The sequence below is a fragment of the Malaciobacter canalis genome, assembly GCF_008000835.1.
Classification (GTDB): Bacteria; Campylobacterota; Campylobacteria; order Campylobacterales; family Arcobacteraceae; genus Malaciobacter; species Malaciobacter canalis.
In genome coordinates, this window is record NZ_CP042812.1 from 699,833 (window position 1) to 718,980 (window position 19,148).

At 25.8% G+C, this 19,148-nt stretch carries 19 protein-coding genes; 18 read left to right on the plus strand and 1 reads right to left on the minus strand.

Features of this window, described 5'->3' with window-relative positions:
* The 18 genes from amrS to ACAN_RS03565 all read left to right on the plus strand — a co-directional run bounded on the left by amrS (window position 1) and on the right by ACAN_RS03565 (window position 17,645).
* On the plus strand, window positions 1–1,782 hold the full coding sequence (gene amrS, locus ACAN_RS14145; protein WP_099334825.1) for an AmmeMemoRadiSam system radical SAM enzyme: 1,782 nt from the start codon (window positions 1–3) through the stop codon (window positions 1,780–1,782).
* The gene (locus tag ACAN_RS03485; RefSeq protein WP_099334826.1) at window positions 1,782–2,528 is read left to right on the plus strand and encodes an ElyC/SanA/YdcF family protein; all 747 of its coding nucleotides are present in this window, start codon (window positions 1,782–1,784) and stop codon (window positions 2,526–2,528) included. The genes amrS and ACAN_RS03485 overlap by 1 nt, the downstream gene beginning before the upstream one ends.
* A 65-nt stretch (window positions 2,529–2,593) precedes the next feature.
* Window positions 2,594–3,334: a metal ABC transporter ATP-binding protein gene (locus ACAN_RS03490; protein ID WP_099334827.1), complete on the plus strand. Its 741-nt coding sequence runs from the start codon at window positions 2,594–2,596 to the stop codon at window positions 3,332–3,334.
* 1 nt (window position 3,335) lies between these two features.
* Complete coding sequence (locus tag ACAN_RS03495; RefSeq protein ID WP_099334844.1) at window positions 3,336–4,133, plus strand: metal ABC transporter permease; 798 nt, start codon at window positions 3,336–3,338, stop codon at window positions 4,131–4,133.
* 43 nt (window positions 4,134–4,176) lie between these two features.
* Complete coding sequence (locus ACAN_RS03500; protein ID WP_099334828.1) at window positions 4,177–5,019, plus strand: CvfB family protein; 843 nt, start codon at window positions 4,177–4,179, stop codon at window positions 5,017–5,019.
* Between the two features lie 56 nt (window positions 5,020–5,075).
* On the plus strand, window positions 5,076–5,612 hold the full coding sequence (gene prx-suh, locus ACAN_RS03505; RefSeq protein WP_099334829.1) for a thiol peroxidase Prx-SUH: 537 nt from the start codon (window positions 5,076–5,078) through the stop codon (window positions 5,610–5,612).
* An 83-nt stretch (window positions 5,613–5,695) separates the two neighbouring features.
* Window positions 5,696–6,886: an NnrS family protein gene (locus tag ACAN_RS03510; protein ID WP_099334830.1), complete on the plus strand. Its 1,191-nt coding sequence runs from the start codon at window positions 5,696–5,698 to the stop codon at window positions 6,884–6,886.
* 63 nt (window positions 6,887–6,949) lie between these two features.
* The gene (gene msrP / locus ACAN_RS03515) at window positions 6,950–7,909 is read left to right on the plus strand and encodes a protein-methionine-sulfoxide reductase catalytic subunit MsrP (protein ID WP_099334831.1); all 960 of its coding nucleotides are present in this window, start codon (window positions 6,950–6,952) and stop codon (window positions 7,907–7,909) included.
* Window positions 7,909–8,460: a ferric reductase-like transmembrane domain-containing protein gene (locus tag ACAN_RS03520; RefSeq protein ID WP_099334832.1), complete on the plus strand. Its 552-nt coding sequence runs from the start codon at window positions 7,909–7,911 to the stop codon at window positions 8,458–8,460. Before msrP ends, ACAN_RS03520 begins: the two co-directional genes overlap by 1 nt.
* A gap of 293 nt (window positions 8,461–8,753) precedes the next feature.
* A complete protein-coding gene (locus tag ACAN_RS03525) occupies window positions 8,754–9,509 on the plus strand; it encodes an SDR family NAD(P)-dependent oxidoreductase (RefSeq protein WP_099334833.1) in 756 nt (251 codons plus the stop codon).
* On the plus strand, window positions 9,506–9,943 hold the full coding sequence (locus tag ACAN_RS03530; protein ID WP_099334834.1) for a nuclear transport factor 2 family protein: 438 nt from the start codon (window positions 9,506–9,508) through the stop codon (window positions 9,941–9,943). The genes ACAN_RS03525 and ACAN_RS03530 overlap by 4 nt, the downstream gene beginning before the upstream one ends.
* Entirely contained in the window at window positions 9,936–11,192 is a 1,257-nt protein-coding gene (locus ACAN_RS03535; protein ID WP_099334835.1) for an MFS transporter, read from the plus strand. The genes ACAN_RS03530 and ACAN_RS03535 overlap by 8 nt, the downstream gene beginning before the upstream one ends.
* A 62-nt stretch (window positions 11,193–11,254) precedes the next feature.
* Window positions 11,255–11,776, plus strand: coding sequence for a lipocalin family protein (locus ACAN_RS03540; protein WP_099334836.1), 522 nt, complete (start codon window positions 11,255–11,257; stop codon window positions 11,774–11,776).
* On the plus strand, window positions 11,773–13,008 hold the full coding sequence (locus ACAN_RS03545) for an NAD(P)/FAD-dependent oxidoreductase (protein ID WP_099334837.1): 1,236 nt from the start codon (window positions 11,773–11,775) through the stop codon (window positions 13,006–13,008). The genes ACAN_RS03540 and ACAN_RS03545 overlap by 4 nt, the downstream gene beginning before the upstream one ends.
* Entirely contained in the window at window positions 13,005–13,751 is a 747-nt protein-coding gene (locus ACAN_RS03550) for a DUF1365 domain-containing protein (protein ID WP_099334838.1), read from the plus strand. Before ACAN_RS03545 ends, ACAN_RS03550 begins: the two co-directional genes overlap by 4 nt.
* A complete protein-coding gene (locus tag ACAN_RS03555) occupies window positions 13,752–14,975 on the plus strand; it encodes an SAM-dependent methyltransferase (RefSeq protein WP_099334839.1) in 1,224 nt (407 codons plus the stop codon).
* Window positions 14,972–15,514 carry a DUF3833 domain-containing protein gene (locus ACAN_RS03560; RefSeq protein WP_099334840.1) on the plus strand — a complete coding sequence of 181 codons (543 nt, stop codon included), beginning with the start codon at window positions 14,972–14,974 and terminating at the stop codon, window positions 15,512–15,514. The genes ACAN_RS03555 and ACAN_RS03560 overlap by 4 nt, the downstream gene beginning before the upstream one ends.
* Before the next feature lie 79 nt (window positions 15,515–15,593).
* A complete protein-coding gene (locus ACAN_RS03565; protein WP_099334841.1) occupies window positions 15,594–17,645 on the plus strand; it encodes an ATP-dependent helicase in 2,052 nt (683 codons plus the stop codon).
* Here the strand turns inward: ACAN_RS03565 and ACAN_RS03570 are convergent.
* Window positions 17,642–19,069: a GGDEF domain-containing protein gene (locus ACAN_RS03570; protein ID WP_099334842.1), complete on the minus strand. Its 1,428-nt coding sequence runs from the start codon at window positions 19,067–19,069 to the stop codon at window positions 17,642–17,644. The two genes, ACAN_RS03565 and ACAN_RS03570, sit on opposite strands and share 4 nt — an antisense overlap.
* Between the last annotated feature and the right edge of the window lie 79 nt (window positions 19,070–19,148).

Consider the following 19,148-nt stretch of genomic DNA (forward strand, 5'->3'; position numbering starts at 1 on the left):
ATGCAGTACTTCAAAGAAAAAAATGATAAACAAATTTGTTTGCTTTGTAGTTATTACTGTCAATTAAAATTAAACCAAACAGGTATTTGTGGAGTAAATAAAAATATTAATAATAAAATTAAGTGCTTAGTTTATGGACATATTAGTGCTTTTAATATTGATCCTATTGAAAAAAAACCACTATATCATTTTTTGCCAAATAGCAAATCTTTATCTCTTGGTACTGTTGGATGCAATTTTAAATGTAGTTTTTGTCAAAACCATGGAATTTCGCAAGAAAAAAATATAGATACTAGTAACTATACTTCGCCACAAGAAATAGTTCAAATAGCAATACAAAAAGATTGTAAATCAATCTCTTATACATATAATGAACCAACAATTTTTTATCCTTTTGCAAAAGATATAGCACTTGAGGCTAAAAAATATAATATAAAATCTGTATTTGTAAGTAATGGCTTTGAAAGTAGTGAAGTTATTGATGATATGAAAGATATTATAGATGCTGTTAATATTGATTTGAAATCATTTAATAGTGATTATTATAAAAAGAAGCTTGGTGGAAATTTACAACAAGTTTTAGATAACTTGATACATTTTAAGAAAAATAATATATGGATTGAAATTACTACACTTATAATTCCTACAAAAAATGATTCAAAAGAAGAGTTATTTAATATGGCAAGTTTTATAAAAAATAGTTTAGGAGAAGATACTCCTTGGCATTTAAGTGCTTTTCATCCTGATTATAAAGAGCTTGAACTTCCAAGAACTTCTTTTGAAAAATTAAAACAAGCCTATGATATAGCAAAAAAAGTAGGTTTAAAAAATGTTTATATTGGGAATGTTTCTTATGAAAATAATAGTTATTGTAAAAATTGCAATGAGTTATTAATAAGTAGAAAATATTTTAAGATAACAAAAAATATAATTGTTGATTCAGCATGTCCAAAATGCAGTAAAAAAGTAAAGGGAGTATTTGAAATGAGTAATAAAAAAACATCAGTTGCTGGTACATTTTATCCAAATAATAAAGAAGAAATTTTAGATTTAATTAAAGGTTTTAATAATAGTTTTAAATTAAATGCCAAACCTTTAAAAGCAAAAGCTATTATCTCTCCCCATGCAGGATATATTTATAGTGGATTTACTGCTAATTTAGCTTTTAATATAGCTTCACAAAATCAAAATTATGAAAGAGTAGTTGTTATTGGTCCCTCACATAAAATCTATTTTGAAAAAGCTTCAATTTGTTTAAGTAGTAATTATGAAACTCCTTTAGGAGATATAGAAGTTGATACCCAGTATGCAAATAAAATACTTGAAAAATACCAATGGTGTGATTATATAAAAGATGTTCATGAAGAGCACTCTACTAAGACACAAGCTCCTTTTATTAAACACTATTTTTCAAATAGCAAAATAGTAGAGATTGTTTATGGGAAAATTGATTTTAATGATTTAAGTGAACTTATTGAAAATATACTTGATGATGAAACAACATTTTTAGTAATAAGTACAGATTTAAGTCACTTTTATAACTTAAAAGAAGCAAATAATAAAGACAATATTTGTTTAAATGCAATTGTTAAAAAAGATATGGAATTATTTAATAAAGGTGCTGAAGCTTGTGGTATGATAGGTGTAAAAGCCCTTGTTAAAGCTTCAATCAATAAAAATTTAGAAAATGAAGTATTGCATTATTGTACAAGTTTTGATAAAACAAAAGATGATTCAAGGGTTGTGGGATATGCTTCTGTTTTAGTAGGAAATAAGAGTTGATGTTTTTAGCAAAAAAGATTATAGCTGGTTTTTTTATGCCTTTATCCCTTGGATTGATTTTATTTTTAGTTGCTTTAGTCTTTTTATATAAAAAATCATATTTTAAAAGTAAAGTTTTTTTTATATTGTCATTTTTTTGGATAGTTTTATTATCTTATGAACCAATCTCAAATAGATTATTATCTCCTTTAGAAAATAGTTATAAAGCTTTGATAACTATACCAAAAGATATAAAATATATTGTAGTTTTAGGTAATGGTCATACAACAAATGAGAGTTTAAGCATCACTTCACAGCTAAACACAACTTCATTAAATAGATTTTTAGAAGCTTATAGAATATATAAAAATACTTCAAATAGTAAACTTATTTTTTCAGGTTATGAAGGAAAAGATACTATTTCTCATGCTTTTATGCAAAAAAAACTTGCATTGTCTTTAAAAGTAAAGAGTGAAGATATTATTACTTTACCTAAGCCAAAAGATACAAATGAAGAAGCTTTAGCAGTAAAACAGTTATTAAAAAACAAAAAGTTCATACTTGTAACTTCTGCTTCACATATGAAAAGAGCTATGTTAATATTTAAAAAACATGGTTTATTGCCAATTCCAGCAGTTACAAATCATCTTGCAAAAAATAAAGGCTATTTTTTATCAAGACCAAAAGCTTATAATTTATATAAATCAGAACTTGCTTTTCATGAGTATTTGGGAATTTTATGGGAAAAATTTAAAACTATTTTTTGATATAAAATTAATAATTATTTAGATAATATTGCGACTTAGTTGCATTTGATGAAAAGGGTAAATATTTGAATATAATAAAAATAAAAGATTTATCATTTAGTTATGATAAAGTAAATGTTTTAGAAAATATAAATTTAGAGATAAAAAAAGGTGATTTTTTAGCTATTATTGGACCAAATGGTGGTGGTAAAAGTACCTTGTTAAAACTAATTTTAAAGCTTAAAGAACCTCAAAAAGGAACTATAAAAAAGAGTCTAAAAGAAGAATCATTTGGGTATGTTCCTCAAAATACAAATTTAAATATTGATTTTCCAATAACAGCACTTGAAGTTGTTCTTATGGGACATATTGGTTCAAAAAGAAAACTCTTTGGTTATTCAAAAGAGGATATTGCTTGTGCTATGAAATCTTTAGAGCAAGTTGGTATGCAAGAGTTTGCAAAAAGTAAGATAGGAAATTTAAGTGGAGGGCAAAGACAAAGAGTCTTTATAGCAAGAGCACTATGTGCAAACCCACAAGTAATGTTACTTGATGAACCAACAGCAAGTATTGATGTCAAAGGACAAAAAGAGGTTTATGAATTACTTGCAAAATTAAATGAAAATATTACAATAGTAGTGGTAAGTCATGATATTTCTGTATTGTTAAATTATGCAAAAAGCGTAGCACATGTAAATAAAAATCTTGTTTATCATAAGCTTGATAATGTTGAAAAAAATATTGATGATAGTGAGCATTTATGTGAAGTGGAACTTCTTTCAGCATTAGGAAAAAAATCTTCTTGTGGATGTAATCATGGATGCTAATATGTTAATACAAGCATTATCATTTGATTTTGTTCAAAATGCACTTTTAGCTGGGGTTTTAATCTCAATTGCATCAGGAATAATTGGTTCATTAGTTGTTGTAAATAGACTTACATTTTTAGCAGGTGGAATAGCTCATAGTTCATATGGTGGAATAGGTTTAGCAATTTTTCTAGGAATACCTATATTATTGGGAGCTACGGTATTTGCTGTTGTAACAGCAATATTTATAGCTTTTATCACTCAATATAATAAAACTAGAATTGATAGTATCATTGGAATGATGTGGGCATTGGGAATGGCTATTGGTATTATATTTGTAGATTTAACTCCAGGATATAATGTAGATTTGATGAGTTATTTATTTGGTTCAATAATTGCTGTTTCAAATGAAGATATTATATATATGTTTACTTTAGATATCTTAGTAATCTTATTAATATCAGTTTTTTATAAAGAGATTTTAGCTGTATCTTACGATAGTGAATTTGCAAAATTAAGAGGTATTAGTGTTAGATTCTTTTATACACTTATATTGATTTTAGCAGCATTATGTGTAGTAGCAGCAATAAGAGTTGTAGGTTTGATTTTAGTAATTGCACTTTTAACAATTCCTACATACATAGCAGAAATTTTTGCTTCTAAGCTCTCATCTATGATGATAATAAGTTCATTGTTTGCACTATTTTTTACAATAAGTGGCTTAGTGATTTCTTATTTTTATGATATAAGCTCTGGAGCAAGTATTATAATTGTTGGAGTTATAACTCTTTTTTTAGTAAAAGTAATAAAAAGATAAAAATTAGATATAATATCAAAAATTAAAATAACGGAATAACCATATGAATAAACAGATAAAACTAGGTGAAATAAACACATTAAAAATAAACAGAGCAAGTGAACCAGGACTTTATTTAATAAGTGAAGATGAGGTAGAAGTTTTACTTCCAAATGCATATATAAAAGATGGTATGGAACTTGGAAAAACAGTTGATGTATTTATATACACAGATAGTGAAGATAGGTTAGTTGCAACAACTTTAACTCCTAAATTAAAACTTAATGAAATAGCTGCTTTAGAAGTTGTAGATATAGCAAGATTTGGTGCTTTTGTAGATATTGGATTACCAAAAGATATATTAGTTCCAATTAACAAACAAAAATCACCTTTTAAAGTTGGTGAAAAAAGAGTTCTAAAGCTAGTTGAAGATGAAAAATCAAATAGACTAATTGCTACTGAAAAATTTAAAGAAGAGTATGATAGAAATACAAATAGTTTTAAAACAAATGATGAAGTAGAAATAATTGTTTATAAAAAAACACCTTTAGGTTTTAAAGTATATGTAAATAAAAATTTTGAGGGTATGATTTATCATAATGAAATATTTTCAAAATTAAATATTGGAGATATTAAAAAAGCCTATGTTAAAACAGTAAGGGATGATGGAAAGCTAGATATTGTTTTACAAAAAATAGGTGTTAAAAATAGTGATGATGATTTATATAAAATAGTTGAAGTTTTAAAATCGAATAATAACTATTTAGAAGTTACATCAAAAAGTGATTCAGAATTAATTACAAAGCTTTTTGAGATGAGTAAAAAAAGATTTAAAGCAGCTTTAAATACTTTAATTACTGAAAATAGAGTGATTTTAGAAGCAAATGCAATAAAACTTAACCATTAAGTAGTAATTCAAATAAATTTTATATAATATTTTAAACAAAGAAATAAGGACAAAAAATGGCAATTACACATTTAAAAGGTGAAGAAGTAAAACTTACAGGAAATGAAATCAATGTTTCAGATGTAGCTCCTATTGTAAAAATAGTAGGGCAAGATTTAAGTGAAATTCAAGTAGGTGGAGAAAAAGGTTGTGCACAAGTTTTAGTTGTTGTACCATCATTAGATACACCAGTTTGTGCAGCAGAAGCTAGAAAATTCAATGAAGAAGCTGTAAAACTAGATAATGTAGAAGTAGTTGTTGCATCTATGGATTTACCTTTTGCAATGGGTAGATTTTGTACAACAGAGGGAATTGAAAATTTAAAAGTTGGAAGTGACTTTAGAAATAAAGAACTTGCAACAGCTTATGGAGTTTTAATTGAAAGTGGAGCTTTAAGAGGTGTTGCTGCAAGAGCTGTATTTGTTATTAATGCAAGTGGAGTTGTTGTATATAAAGAAATTTGCAATGAAATAACAGAAGAGCCAAACTATGATGCTGCTTTTGAAGCTGCAAAAGAAGCAACAAATACATCTTGTTGTGGAACTTGTCAGTAATCAATTTTTTAATTTAACATTTGAGTTATAATTATCCAAACATTAAAAAGGAGTTTTAAACTCCTTTTTTTATAGGAGTAATTATGACTACATGGTATAAGAATTTTTCTAGCCAACCCCATCAAGCTTTTTTTTCAAATGGAATGATTTTTTTCATTCTTTTTTTATCTTTACTTTTAGGTGTATATACACAAAAAATATCAATTAATAGTTCAATATTAGATTATCATGCTTATAGTATGATTCACATTGTGTTTATTCAATTTTTTATTGGATTTTTGTATGTAGTTTTCCCTAGATTTTTAGTACAAGCACAAATAAAAGTATCAACTTATATGAAACACTTTTATCTATATTTTTTTAGTAGTGTTGGCTTTTTTATCTCATTGTTATTTGCAAATGATTATTTGTTTCTTTTCTCTTTTACTCTTTTAATTGCACAAATTTTATCATTTAAAACACTGTATGAAATCTATAAAAATAGTAAGGTTACAAATAAATATGATGCCAAATGGATATTGATTTGTTTTTTTATAGGATTAATTTCTCACATACTTTTTTATATATCATTTTTTGATATCTCTTTTTCATTTACTTTAAAAAAACTTGCTATAAATAGTGGTTTTTATATATTTTTATTTGGAATTATTTTTGCAGTATCTCAAAGAATGATACCATTTTTTACACAAGTAAAAGTGCCTGAGTATAAAATAAATAAAAGTTCAAAAATTATGGAGATATTTTTCTTTTTGATGCTATTAAAAATAATAGCCATGTTTTTTGAAAACTCTTATTTTGCTTTAATAAGTGATACACTATTTTTTGTATTTATTGTAAATGAATTAGTAAGATGGAATCTTCCATTATTTAAAGTTAGTGCAATTATGTGGGTTTTATATTTATCTTTATTTTGGATTCCCTTTGGATTTTTTATATCTGCATTAGAAAATAGTTTTGCTATTTTAAATATCAGTTTTATTTTCGAAAAAGCATCTTTACATACTTTTGCTTTAGGATATTTTACGACAATACTATTAGGTTTTGGAACAAGAGTTGTTTTAGGGCATTCTGGACGAACTCCTTATGCAAATAGTTTTACAAAATTTCTATTTTTATTATTGCAAGGAGTAATTATCTTAAGAGTATTTGCTTCTTTTACTTTAAATAGTAATTTAAACTATGTTTTTTGGATAAATATCTCCTCTTTTTTACTTTTACTAATTTTAATTTTATGGTCAAGTAGTTACTTAAAAATTTTATTAAAAGGCAAATAAATACTACACATATCCTTAACAAATATGTTATAAACTATAATAATAGATTTTAAAGGATATGGTATGTACAAACTTACAAAAAAAGATTGGCAAATTAGTGAAAATGAAGTAACTTCAAAAGAGTTATTTGATAATAGAAGAACTTTTTTAAAACTTGGTGCTGCAAGTGTAATTGCAAGTGGTTCTATAATGGAAGCTTTAGCAAAAGAAAAAATGCCTATTAAGAATCTAAAATTTACAGAAGATCCAAACCCCAATAATCTAATACTAAATACTTATGAACAGATAACTTCACATAATAACTTTTATGAGTTTACTACAAATCAAAGAAAAGTAAAAGATATGGCTCATACTTTAAGTACGAAAAATTGGATTATAGAAGTTGATGGATTAGTTGAAAAACCAATGACTTTAGATTTTGATGATTTGTTAAAAAAGTTTGCTTTAGAAGAAAGAATTTATAGATTTAGATGTGTTGAGGGTTGGTCTATGGTTGTTCCTTGGATTGGATTTGAGTTGTCTAAACTTATTAGATATCTAAAACCTTTATCTAGTGCAAAATATATAAGATTTGAAACTTTATATGATGAGCAGATGTTCCCTGATCAAAAAAATAAAGTTTTCAATGCTGTTGATTATCCTTATGTTGAAGGTCTTAGAATGGATGAAGCTATGAATGAACTTACACTAATGGCTGTTGGCTTATATGGTTCATCTATGCCAAAGCAAAATGGGGCTCCAATTAGACTAATAGTTCCTTGGAAATATGGTTTTAAATCTATTAAATCAATTGCAAAAATCTCTTTTACAGATAAAGAACCACTTAATACTTGGCAAAAAGAGAATCCAAAAGAGTATGGCTTTTATGCAAATGTAAATCCAAAGGTTGACCATCCAAGATGGTCACAAGCTAGGGAGAGAGTTTTAGGTAAATTTTTTAAACAAAATACACTAATGTTCAATGGTTATGAAAAACAAGTTGCACATTTATATAAAGGCATGGACTTAACAAAGGATTTTTAGTGAAATATCTATTATTTGTGCTTTTTTTATTACCTTTAGTAGTTACATCATATGAATTGTTTATTTTACAAAGTGTAAATGATCCAATAAAATATATATATACAGTAACAGGTGTTATTTCAACAGTTTTGTTATTTTCTAGTATTTGCTTATCTATGATAAGAAAATGGGTTAATCTAATAAAATATAGAAAAATGATAGGACTTTTTGGATTTTTCTATGCATTTTTACATTTTTTGAATTTTACTATTTTAGATGCACAACTTGATTTTAGTTTTATAATAAAACAAAGTTTAGATAAGCCATTTATTTATCTTGGAATGATTGCATTTTTTATTCTTTTATTTATGGCTATTACATCAAAAAAGAAGTTATTTAAAAAGTACAATAAGTATCATAAGCTAATTTACTTTGCTTTAATACTAATAACAATACATTTTGTGATGGCTCAAAAGTCATTGACTTTTATTCAATTTTCATACATAGTATTAATTTTAGTAATAGGATATTTTAAACTTTTACAAGAAATTATTAAAAGAAATAGAGTATAAGTGTATAGTTAACTATTTGTTAACTTTTTGTTGAGATTTAGTTAATACTATACTGTTATAATTTTTACAGAAATAAGCAAGATACGGACTTACTTATTTTCCAGTAAAAATAGACAGCGAATTAGAAGTTTTCCGACAACTAATTTTTTATGTTTCCTTGTGTGTAAAAAAGGCCTTCTTTTGAAGGCCTTTTTTTTTGCCTAAAAAATTCAAATATTAACTAACAAATATTAACTACTAAAAAACTTTATATGATTATATTATAACTCAATGCTTGAAATAAAGGACATACTATGTCTAAAAAAATTTGGATAATTGGAGCTAGTAGTGGAATAGGTTTAAACCTTGTTTTACTTTGGCTTGAAAAAGGTTATAGTGTTATAGTTAGTGCAAGAAGCGCTACTAAATCAAAAGAGTTAATATCATTGATGGGAAAATATCCTTCTAAATTAACTTTGATAAATATTGATGTGAGTAATGAATCTTCAATTAAAGATTCCCTTGAAAAAATAAAATCACAAGAACACAAAATAGATTTACTTTTTTATAATGCAGCTGTTTACAATACTTTTGATTTAGATAATTGGAATATCAAGGATTTTGAGCAAATGGTTGATATTAATTATCTAGGAGCTATTAGAGTAATATCTATTTTAAAAGATTTTTTCCAAGAACAAGGCTTTGGTAAATGGATATTTAATTGTAGTTTATCCAGTGATTTTGGACTTCCTTATGGGGGTGCTTATAGTGCTTCTAAAGCTGCACTTGTAAATATTTTACAATCAATTCATCCAGAATTAAAAAGAAAAAATATAGAACTTCAAATTATTAATCATGGCTTTGTAAATACAAGACTAACTAAAAAAAATGATTTTGAAATGCCTCAACTTTTAGAACCTATTGATGCTGCTAAAATAATTGCTTCACAAATAGAAAAAAACAAAGGCTTTGAGATAAGGTTTCCTTTTAAACTAGCACTATTTTTAAAACTTCTAAAAATTTTACCTTATTTTATTTCATTAAATATTACAAAAAGGCTTTTAAAATGAAAAATAAAGACTATTTAAAAGCATATTGTGAGTTTTTTGAAACTATAAATAAAGATACACAATTTGAAAAATATAACTATTTTTTTGATGAAAACTCTATTTTTCAAGACCCTTTTCAAAAAGTTGTAGGTGTAGAAAAGATTTATGAAGTTTTTCAAGATATGTATGAACTTTTATATGAAGCTAAATTTAAAATATTAAGTCACAGTTGTGATGAAAATCAATCATTTATACATTGGACTTTTGAGTATAAAACGAAAAAAGATTCGCATTTAAGTTCATTTGAGGGAGTAAGTATTGTTAAGTTTAATGACAATGCAAAGATTCTTTCCCATGTAGATTATTGGGATGCTGCAAGTAATATTTATGAAAAAATACCTTTATTAGGTTTTATCTTAAGGCTTATTAAAAAAAAGATAAGTATAAATGAATAAGGAACTTTCAAAACTAAAACTTTTTTCATACTCATTATTTGCTATTCCTTTAGCTATTTTAGGTTTACCTTTATATATTTATCTTCCAACTTTTTATGCAAAAGATGTTGGAATTGATATGGCATTAGTAGGAGCTACTCTTTTAATTGCAAGGGTTATTGATGTTTTTACTGATCCTATTATTGGAAGATTAAGTGATAAATATTTTAAAAGATATATTTTTATAATAATTGGTTCAATTTTAGTGTTATTTTCATTTTATTTTTTAACTCATCCTATAAGTAATGCAAATGCTTTTTATTTGTTTATTTTTTCAGTACTTATTTATACTGGATGGAGTTTATTAACTATTCCATATTTTAGTTTAAGTGCAGAGATAAGTTTTAATAAAAATCATAATAATCTTCTAGCTTCAAGTAGGGAGTTTTTTACAATAATAGCTGTTGTTCTAGCTTTATTTTTACCCTATTATTTTAACATTTCAAAAGATGAGCAAAAATCTTTACTTTTGATGTGGGAATTGGTGTTGTATTTACTTCCCATCCTTTTAATTTTTTTAGTATTTGGAACTAAAAATACACAAAAAATAGATGCAGATATAACAATAAAAGAGTCATTTGTATTTTTGAAGAAAAATAGTTTCAAATTTAGAAAACTCTTTTTTGCTTTTTTTATAAATAACATTGCAAATGCTATTCCTGCAACTTTATTTATACTTTTTGTAACTTATGTAATAAATGAAAAAGATTCAATTGGAGTACTTCTTTTAGTATATTTTTTATCAGGGGTTTTAGCTTTACCTTTTTGGTATTATATTTCTAAAAGATTTGGTAAAAAAAATAGTTGGATTTATTCTATAATCTTAGCTTCATTAGTCTTTTTATATGTTCCTTTTTTATCAGAGGGTGATTTTGTACCTTTTTTAATTGTATGCATTATTTCAGGCTTTAGTTTGGGTGCAGATATGTTTTTGCCCTCATCAATTCAAGCAGATATAGCACAAGATTTTACAAAACAAAATAGTCAATTTACGGGGGTTTTATTTAGTTTTTGGGCTATGCTTACAAAATTAGCACTTGCAAGTGCGGTGGGGATTACTTTTATTATTTTAGGAGTTTTTGGTTTTGATTCAAATCCTCAATCTTCAACTTCTCAACTACTATTATCTTCTTTATATAGTCTTTTGCCAATAGTTTTAAAACTACTTGCTGTAGTATTTATTCTAAAATCAAAACATCTTGAATATTAATTGACTATTTATAAGTACAAAATAGCACTAATTTACTATAAAATAACTACACAGGAGAAAAAATGTTTTACAAGCTACTAATAATTACAATTTTTACAATAAATGCAAATGCATTAAGTCCAGTAAAATTTGCAAGTATAGATAAGTTTAGTGGCTTATGGTATGAAATAGCAAGAACACCAAACTTTTATCAAGAGGGCTGTGTTGCTTCTAGTGTGGAGTATGTTTTACAAGAAGATAACACATACAATATTTATAATAGATGCTTTGAAAATGAAATAGGTGGAAAGCCTATTGAATATTCAGGAGTTGGAAAAACAGCTTCAAAAAACAAAGACTCAATTTCTAAAATTGATATGACATACTTTTGGATTTTTACTAAAAGATATAATATAGTTTATCTTGACCAAGATTATAAAAATGCAGTTGTTAGTGATGAAGATAAGAAACATATTTGGATTATGAGTAGAACACCTAAGATGAAAAAAGAGAAATTAGATTTTATTTTAGAAAAACTTAAACCTCATGTAGATTTAGATAGATTGATATTTACAAAACAAGATAAACAAGGAAGATATAAATGAAAATAGCAGTTATAGGTGCAGGAATTAGTGGATTAGCAAGCGCATATTTACTTAGTAAAAAACATGAAGTTGATCTTTATGAAAAAGAGTCAAGATTAGGTGGGCATGCAAGAACTACAATTGTACAAGAAGATGATAAGGAGTTTGGTGTTGATACTGGTTTTTTAGTTTTTAATCATGAAACATACCCACTTTTAACTAAGCTATTTAAACAACTTGGTGTAAAGATTGAAAATAGTGATATGAGTTTTGGTTTTTGGGATAAAAAAACAAATGTAGCTTATAATGGTGATTCTTTAAGTGGATTGTTTTTTCAAAAGAAAAATATTTTTTCATATAATCACTATAAAATGATAATGGATATTTTAAAGTTTAATAAAAAAGCAAATAAAGATTTAGAAATAAATCATGAAGACTTAAATAAAAACCTAGGAGAGTATTTATCTATTTTTTCTGATGTCTTTAAACAAAGATATATTTTGCCTATGGGTGCTGCTATTTGGTCAACACCTGATACAAAAATGAATAATTTCCCTGCTAGAACTTTTCTTCAGTTTTTTAAAAATCACGGTTTACTAGGAGTTGGTACACATCATCAATGGTTAACTGTAAGTAATGGCTCAATAAATTATGTAAAAAGAATATCAGAATATATTTCTGGAAAAATTGTACTTGATAGTAACATTGTAAAAGTAAAAAGAGAAAATAATAAAGTAGTTTTAGAAAATAGTGTTAATGATACTTTTTTTTATGATAAAGTAATATTTGCTTGTCATGCGCCACAAGTATTAGAGCTTTTAGAAGATGCAAGCGATGATGAAAAAGAGATTCTATCTTGTTTTTTATATAAGCAAAATAAAGCAGTTTTACATACAGATAAGAATGCTTTGTATCCAGATAAGAAAATCTATGCAGCATGGAACTATACAAATAATGAAGATAGAACAAGTGTTAGCTTATCTTATTGGATAAATAGATTACAAAATCTAAAAACAAAAAAAGATTATTTTGTAACTTTAAATGAAGATTATAAATTTCAAAACTATATAGAAGAGGTTTCATATGAACATCCTCAATTTGATAGAAAAGCAATACAAGCACAAGAAAAAAGAGATTTAATAAACGGTAAAAACAACAGTTACTTTGCAGGTGCATATTGGAGATATGGTTTCCATGAAGATGGATTATATAGTGCAAATACAATTGCAAAAGAGTTTGGATGTGAATTATGAGTCATCAGTTTTTAGAAGGAAAGATATATCATAAAAGATTTGAGCCAAAAGTACATGAGTTTACTTATGGTTTTTATCTTTTAAATATTGATTTAGGTGATTTTCAAAGTTTAAAAAATCAGAAATATTTTTCAATAAATAGATTAAATCTCTTCTCATTTTATGCAAAAGATCACTTTGGAAAAAATGATGATTTTATACAAAATGTAAAAGAATTACTTGAAAAATTTAATATAGATGAAGAAGAAGTAAGTTTAAGGTTTATCACTCTTCCACGAGTTTGTAATTTTGTATTTAATCCAATAAGTTTACTTTTAATAATAAAAGATGAAAAACCTATTTATATGTTAGCAGAAGTACATAATTATAATGGTGGAAATATAATATATGATTTAAAACTCCAAGAAGATGAAGATAACAAATATAGTGCAGTTATTACAAAAGATATGTATGTTTCACCATTTTTTAATAGAGATGGAACATATTTTTTCACCTTAATTTTAAAAGAAGATTTTTTAAGTTTAAAAATTGATTATCATGAAAAAAAAGAAAAAAGCTTAACAGCTGTTTTTAGTGGTAAACCTTTGACGTTTAGTAGTAAAAACATCTTAAGGCTTTTTTTTAAGTACTGGTTTTTAACAATATTTGTTGTTACAAGAACACTTTGGCACTCTTTAAAACTATATAAAAAAGGTCTAAAGTGGCATAGTCCTACAAAGCAAGATGAAACAAGGAGATTTTAGATGAAGAAGTTTTGGGAAAAGTTTGGATATGGCTTTTTATCAAAAATTGAAAAAGGAACTTTAGAAGTTGTTTTTTCAAATGGCAAAAAAGAGATTTTTGGAGATAACTCTAATCCAAAAGCTACACTTTATATAAAAAATAATAATTTTTTCAAAAAAGTTATGTTGTACGGAGATATAGGTTTTGCTGAAAGTTATATGGATGAAGACTTTGAAACAAATGATCTTACAAATCTGATTTCAATTGCTTTATTAAACTCTAATAAACTAGGCTCATTAAGCAGTGATGAGAAAAATAATAAACTAATTAATTTACTTCCTCAGTTTAATAGAATAAAACATATATTAAGAAAAAATTCAAAAAACAATTCAAGAAAAAATATTTCAGAACATTATGATTTGTCAAATGACTTTTTTAAACTTTTTTTAGATGATACGATGATGTATTCAAGTGCAGTTTTTGAAAATAAAGATGAAGATTTATTTGAAGCACAAAAAAGAAAAATATCACTACTTGCCCAAAAATTAAGAATAGATGAAAATTCACATGTTTTAGAAATAGGTTCTGGATGGGGTTCAATGGCATTGCATCTTGCAAAAGAGAGAAAATGTAAAGTAACAACAGTAACTTTAAGTAAAGAACAAAAAGCCTTATGTCTAAAAAGATTTAAAGAAGAAAAAATTGAAGATGCCATAGAGATTTTACTAAAAGATTATAGAGATTTAGATGGTAAATATGATGCAATAATAGCTGTTGAGATGTTTGAAGCAGTTGGAAGAGAATATTTTGATGTTTTTTTCAAAAAGTGCCAAGAGTTATTAAAGCCAAGTGGTGTTTTAGCAATGCAAGTTATTACTATGCCAGATTGTAGATATGAACACTATTGTAAAAGTACTGATTTTATTCAAAAGTATATTTTCCCAGGAGGTCATCTTCCAAGTGTAGGAAAGATTTTAGATGTTACTTCAAAGCATACAAGATTGAATTTATTGCATATGGAAGAGTTTACAGAAGATTATGCAAAAACATTAAATATTTGGCATGAGAATTTTGTAAATAAACTTGCTGAGGTTAAAAAATTAGGTTTTGATAACTATTTTATTAGAATGTGGAAAATGTACTTAAACTATTGTGAAGCTGCATTTATAACACGAAATATAAATCTTGTTCAATTAGTATTTTCAAGGGATCAAAACATCTATTTAAATAAAGGATTAGTATGAATTTAAAGATATTTTATACACTAGGATTTTGCTTTTTCTTAGGAGGTTGTGGATCTATGAAGATTAGTGATTTTAATAACACTACTCCCAAGTTTGTACCCCAAGACTATTTTAATGGTAAGCTAACTGCTTATGGTTTAGTGAAAAATAGAAGTGGAGAGATAATAAGAACTTTTAAAGGTGATTTAGTAGGAAGTTGGGATGAGAATGGTGTTGGAACTTTAGATGAAAGATTTGTTTATAATGATGGAGAAAAACAAACAAGAGTTTGGACGTTAAAACCAACTTTAGATGGTAAATACATAGGTACAGCAGGTGATATTGTAGGTGAAGCTACAATGTTAGTAAATGGAAATACGGTTATGATGGATTATACTATGGAAATCCCTTATAATGGTAGTACACTTAATATTGATGTGAAAGATTGGTTACACTTGCAAGAAGATGGTGTAATAATAAATCATTCAAAAATGAAGAAATTTGGAATAACTGTTGGAGAACTTGTAATTACTATAATAAAGGATTTTCCTAAGAACTAATTAGTTGAAATAAATGCAAAGTATTTTTATGATAATATTCGAAAATGATTAAACTTACACATAAAAATGAATTCAACTAATGCCTTTATCAAATTTAAACAAAGAACAACTAGAAGCTGCAACTTGTGAACCTGGATATAACCTAATAATCGCAAGTGCAGGTACAGGAAAAACCTCTACTATTGTTGGAAGAATTGCAAACTTAATTAATGCTGGAACAAAACCAGATGAAATTTTACTATTAACTTTTACAAACAAAGCAGCAGCTGAGATGGTACAAAGAGTTGCAAAATTTTTTGGAAAAGATATTGCTGCAAAAATTATGGCAGGTACTTTTCACTCTGTTTCATATAAACTACTTAAAAAACTTGAAATAAATATCAATTTAAAGCAACCAAATGAGCTTAAAACACTATTTAAATCTTTATATGAAAAAAGGGTATTTTATAATAGAGATGATGAAGCAAACCCATATGATGGTGGCTATTTATATGATTTATATTCTCTTTTTCTAAACTCAAACGATGGGGAAGAGTTTGGGCAGTGGATCATGACCAAAAATGCCGCACATGAACTTTATACTCCAATTTATGAAGATGTAGTTTTAGAGTTTGATGATTTAAAGAAAAAATATGGTTATGTAAACTTTGATGATTTATTGGTTCTTATGTTAAATACTTTAAAAGAGAATGAGTTTGATTTTAAAGAAATTTTGGTTGATGAGTATCAAGATACAAACCCTTTACAAGGAAGATTACTTGATGGCTTTAAGCCAAAATCACTATTTTGTGTTGGAGATTATGATCAAAGTATTTATGCCTTTAATGGTTCAGATATTGGAATTATTTCAACTTTTTCAACAAGATATAAAGGTGCAAATGTATACACTTTAAAGAAAAACTATCGTTCTTCAAAACCTATTTTAGATTTAGCATCAAAAGTAATAGAGTATAATGAAAGAATATATGAAAAAAATCTTCAAGTAATGAGAAATGATGTAGATATTAAGCCAAAACTTTTAGCTTTTAATGAACTCTTTGGTCAATATGAGTATATTTCAAAACTTATATCTCAAAGTAGTACACCACACAATGAAATTGCAATTATCTTTAGAAATAACTCAAGTGCTGATGGTATAGAAGTAAACTTAAGAGAGTTTAGTATTCCTGCAAAAAGAAAAGGTGGAATGTCTTTTTTTGATGCAATGGAAGTTAAATTTATAATTGATATTTTAATGCTTCAAATATCCCATAATGATATGATGGCTTTTATTCATTTAGTAGAGTATGGAAAAGGTATAGGAAAAGCAATTGCAAAAGATATTTTTGATGCACTAGTGAAATTAGGGCATGGAAAGTTATTTGATGGACTGTTCAATCCAGATGATAAAATAAAAAATCCATATGAAACAAGTAAAGTTAAAAATATTCAGTTGGGTTTATTTGATGATTTTATAGAGCTTGGAAGTTTAGCTAAATTTAAAGATTGTGGATTTGAAGAGAGATTTTTATCAAATCCAATATTAAAACATCCAAAACTAAGTGTTGAGGGTGCAAACTATTTATATGATTTTTATAAGTTATTAAAAGAGTTAAAAAGAGTTAAAACACCAAGTTCTCAAATTGAGCATATTTTTAAAAGCCCACTTTTTAATAGAGTTAAAGAGATATTATCTACAAAAAGAGCGACTCAAAAAGATGGTACAGTAAATTTAGAACTTAAAAATAACTCCATTTCAAAAATAAATAGAAAAGCAGTTCTTTTAAAAAGGTTATCAACTCACTACACAGAACTTTCAAAGTTTATTAACTCAATGGTTTTAGGTGGAAGTGAAATGAGTGAGGGTGATGGGGTAAATTTACTTTCTGTGCATGCAAGTAAAGGCTTAGAGTTTAAAGAGGTTTATGTAATTGATTTAATGGATGGAAGATTTCCAAATAGAAAGCTTATGAGTAAAGGTGGAAGTTTAGAAGAAGAGAGACGACTATTTTATGTAGCAGTTACAAGAGCAAAAGATATTTTGTATTTAAGTTATGCTAAATATGATAGAATTAAAAAAATAGATTTTATACATTCACCATTTTTAAAAGAAGCAGGATTGATAAAAGACGCAGCTAAGAGTGAAGATTAGATAAGATTTAATCTACTTCTTCCTCTATTTTTACCAGAATTTTTTGCACTATAAAGATGAGTATCTGCTTTTTGTAGCATTTCATCAATAGTTGAACAATTTTTTATATCACTTACTCCAAAACTAGCTGTTATATTAATATTTTCATTTTTTATTACAATATTAATATTTTCAATACTTTTTCTAATCTTATTGGCAATTTTTATTGCTTTATTTAAGTCTGTATTTTTTAATACTATTGCAAACTCTTCTCCACCTAATCGACCAAAAATATCATCTTCAATAATATTTTCTTTTACACATTTGCTAAAAGCTACCAATGCTCTATCACCTAAATCATGTCCATAAGAGTCATTTAGTCTTTTAAAGTTATCAATATCAATCATAATTACACAAAGATTATTTAAACTCTTATTTGCTTGTGAAAAAATATTTTGAGCATGCATAAAGAAATGCCTTCTATTCATAGTCTTTGTTAAAAAGTCAGTATGTGCTAAATCATATAGTTTTAAATTTACTTTTTCTAACTCTTTTAATGCAGAGCTAATTTGTAAAGTTCTCTCTTCAACTCTATTTTCAAGATTCTTATTATGCTGTTTAAGAGTTTTTTGATAAATATATGTTGTATAAAAAAGAAGTATTAAAAATAGTATTAAAAAAGCACAAAATATAAATATTGTATTTTCTCCTTCTTTCATGAATAAAGTATTATTTTTTAGTTTTAAAGAGAATAAGTAGTGACTTTCTTGATTATAAAAAGATACTTTTGTAGTTATGTTTTGAATATCTATTTTTGTATTCAAAAATATTTTGTCAAAAATTTTAGAATTAAATATTTCATTATTATTTGAATATATATGCTCATCAATTAAAGATACTTTTTCAAAGTTTAAAGCTAGATTTTTTAACTCTTTTTTACTTATATGCTGAACTGTATAAATAAAAAACTCTTTGTTAACAGTTTTTTTATTTATAAAAAAAAGTTGTGAGTTAATATTTGCAATAGTTCCAAAAGTTAATAAATTAGAAAAAGAGTTTAAAATCTTTTTTTCTATATGTATAAGATTTTTTATTTTGTGATTAGAATTTATTTTTTTTAATACTATTTTAGAGTTTTTTTCAATAATCAAAAAATCCAAATCAAGGGTATTCATAATAAAATCTGTTTTTTCAAGATTATTTTTTTCTAAGATATTTTTGTAGTTTTTATTTAAGTTTATAAGATAATCAATCTTCTTTTCATTTTCTAAAAGTCTATTTTCCATATTGTGAATAAATGTTTCTAAATGCTTTAAATTCTCTATTTTTTCTATATTTATATATTTTTTCATTATTGTAAAGTAGCTAAAAAGTATAAATGTAATAGTTAATAAAGAGATTGTTATTACAAATAATATGGTTCTATTTTGTATGATTTTTTTCACTATTATTTTACTCTTGATGTGGTGTGGTTTGAATTAAATTTATAATAATACCATAAAAATCTAAAATTACTATAATTTA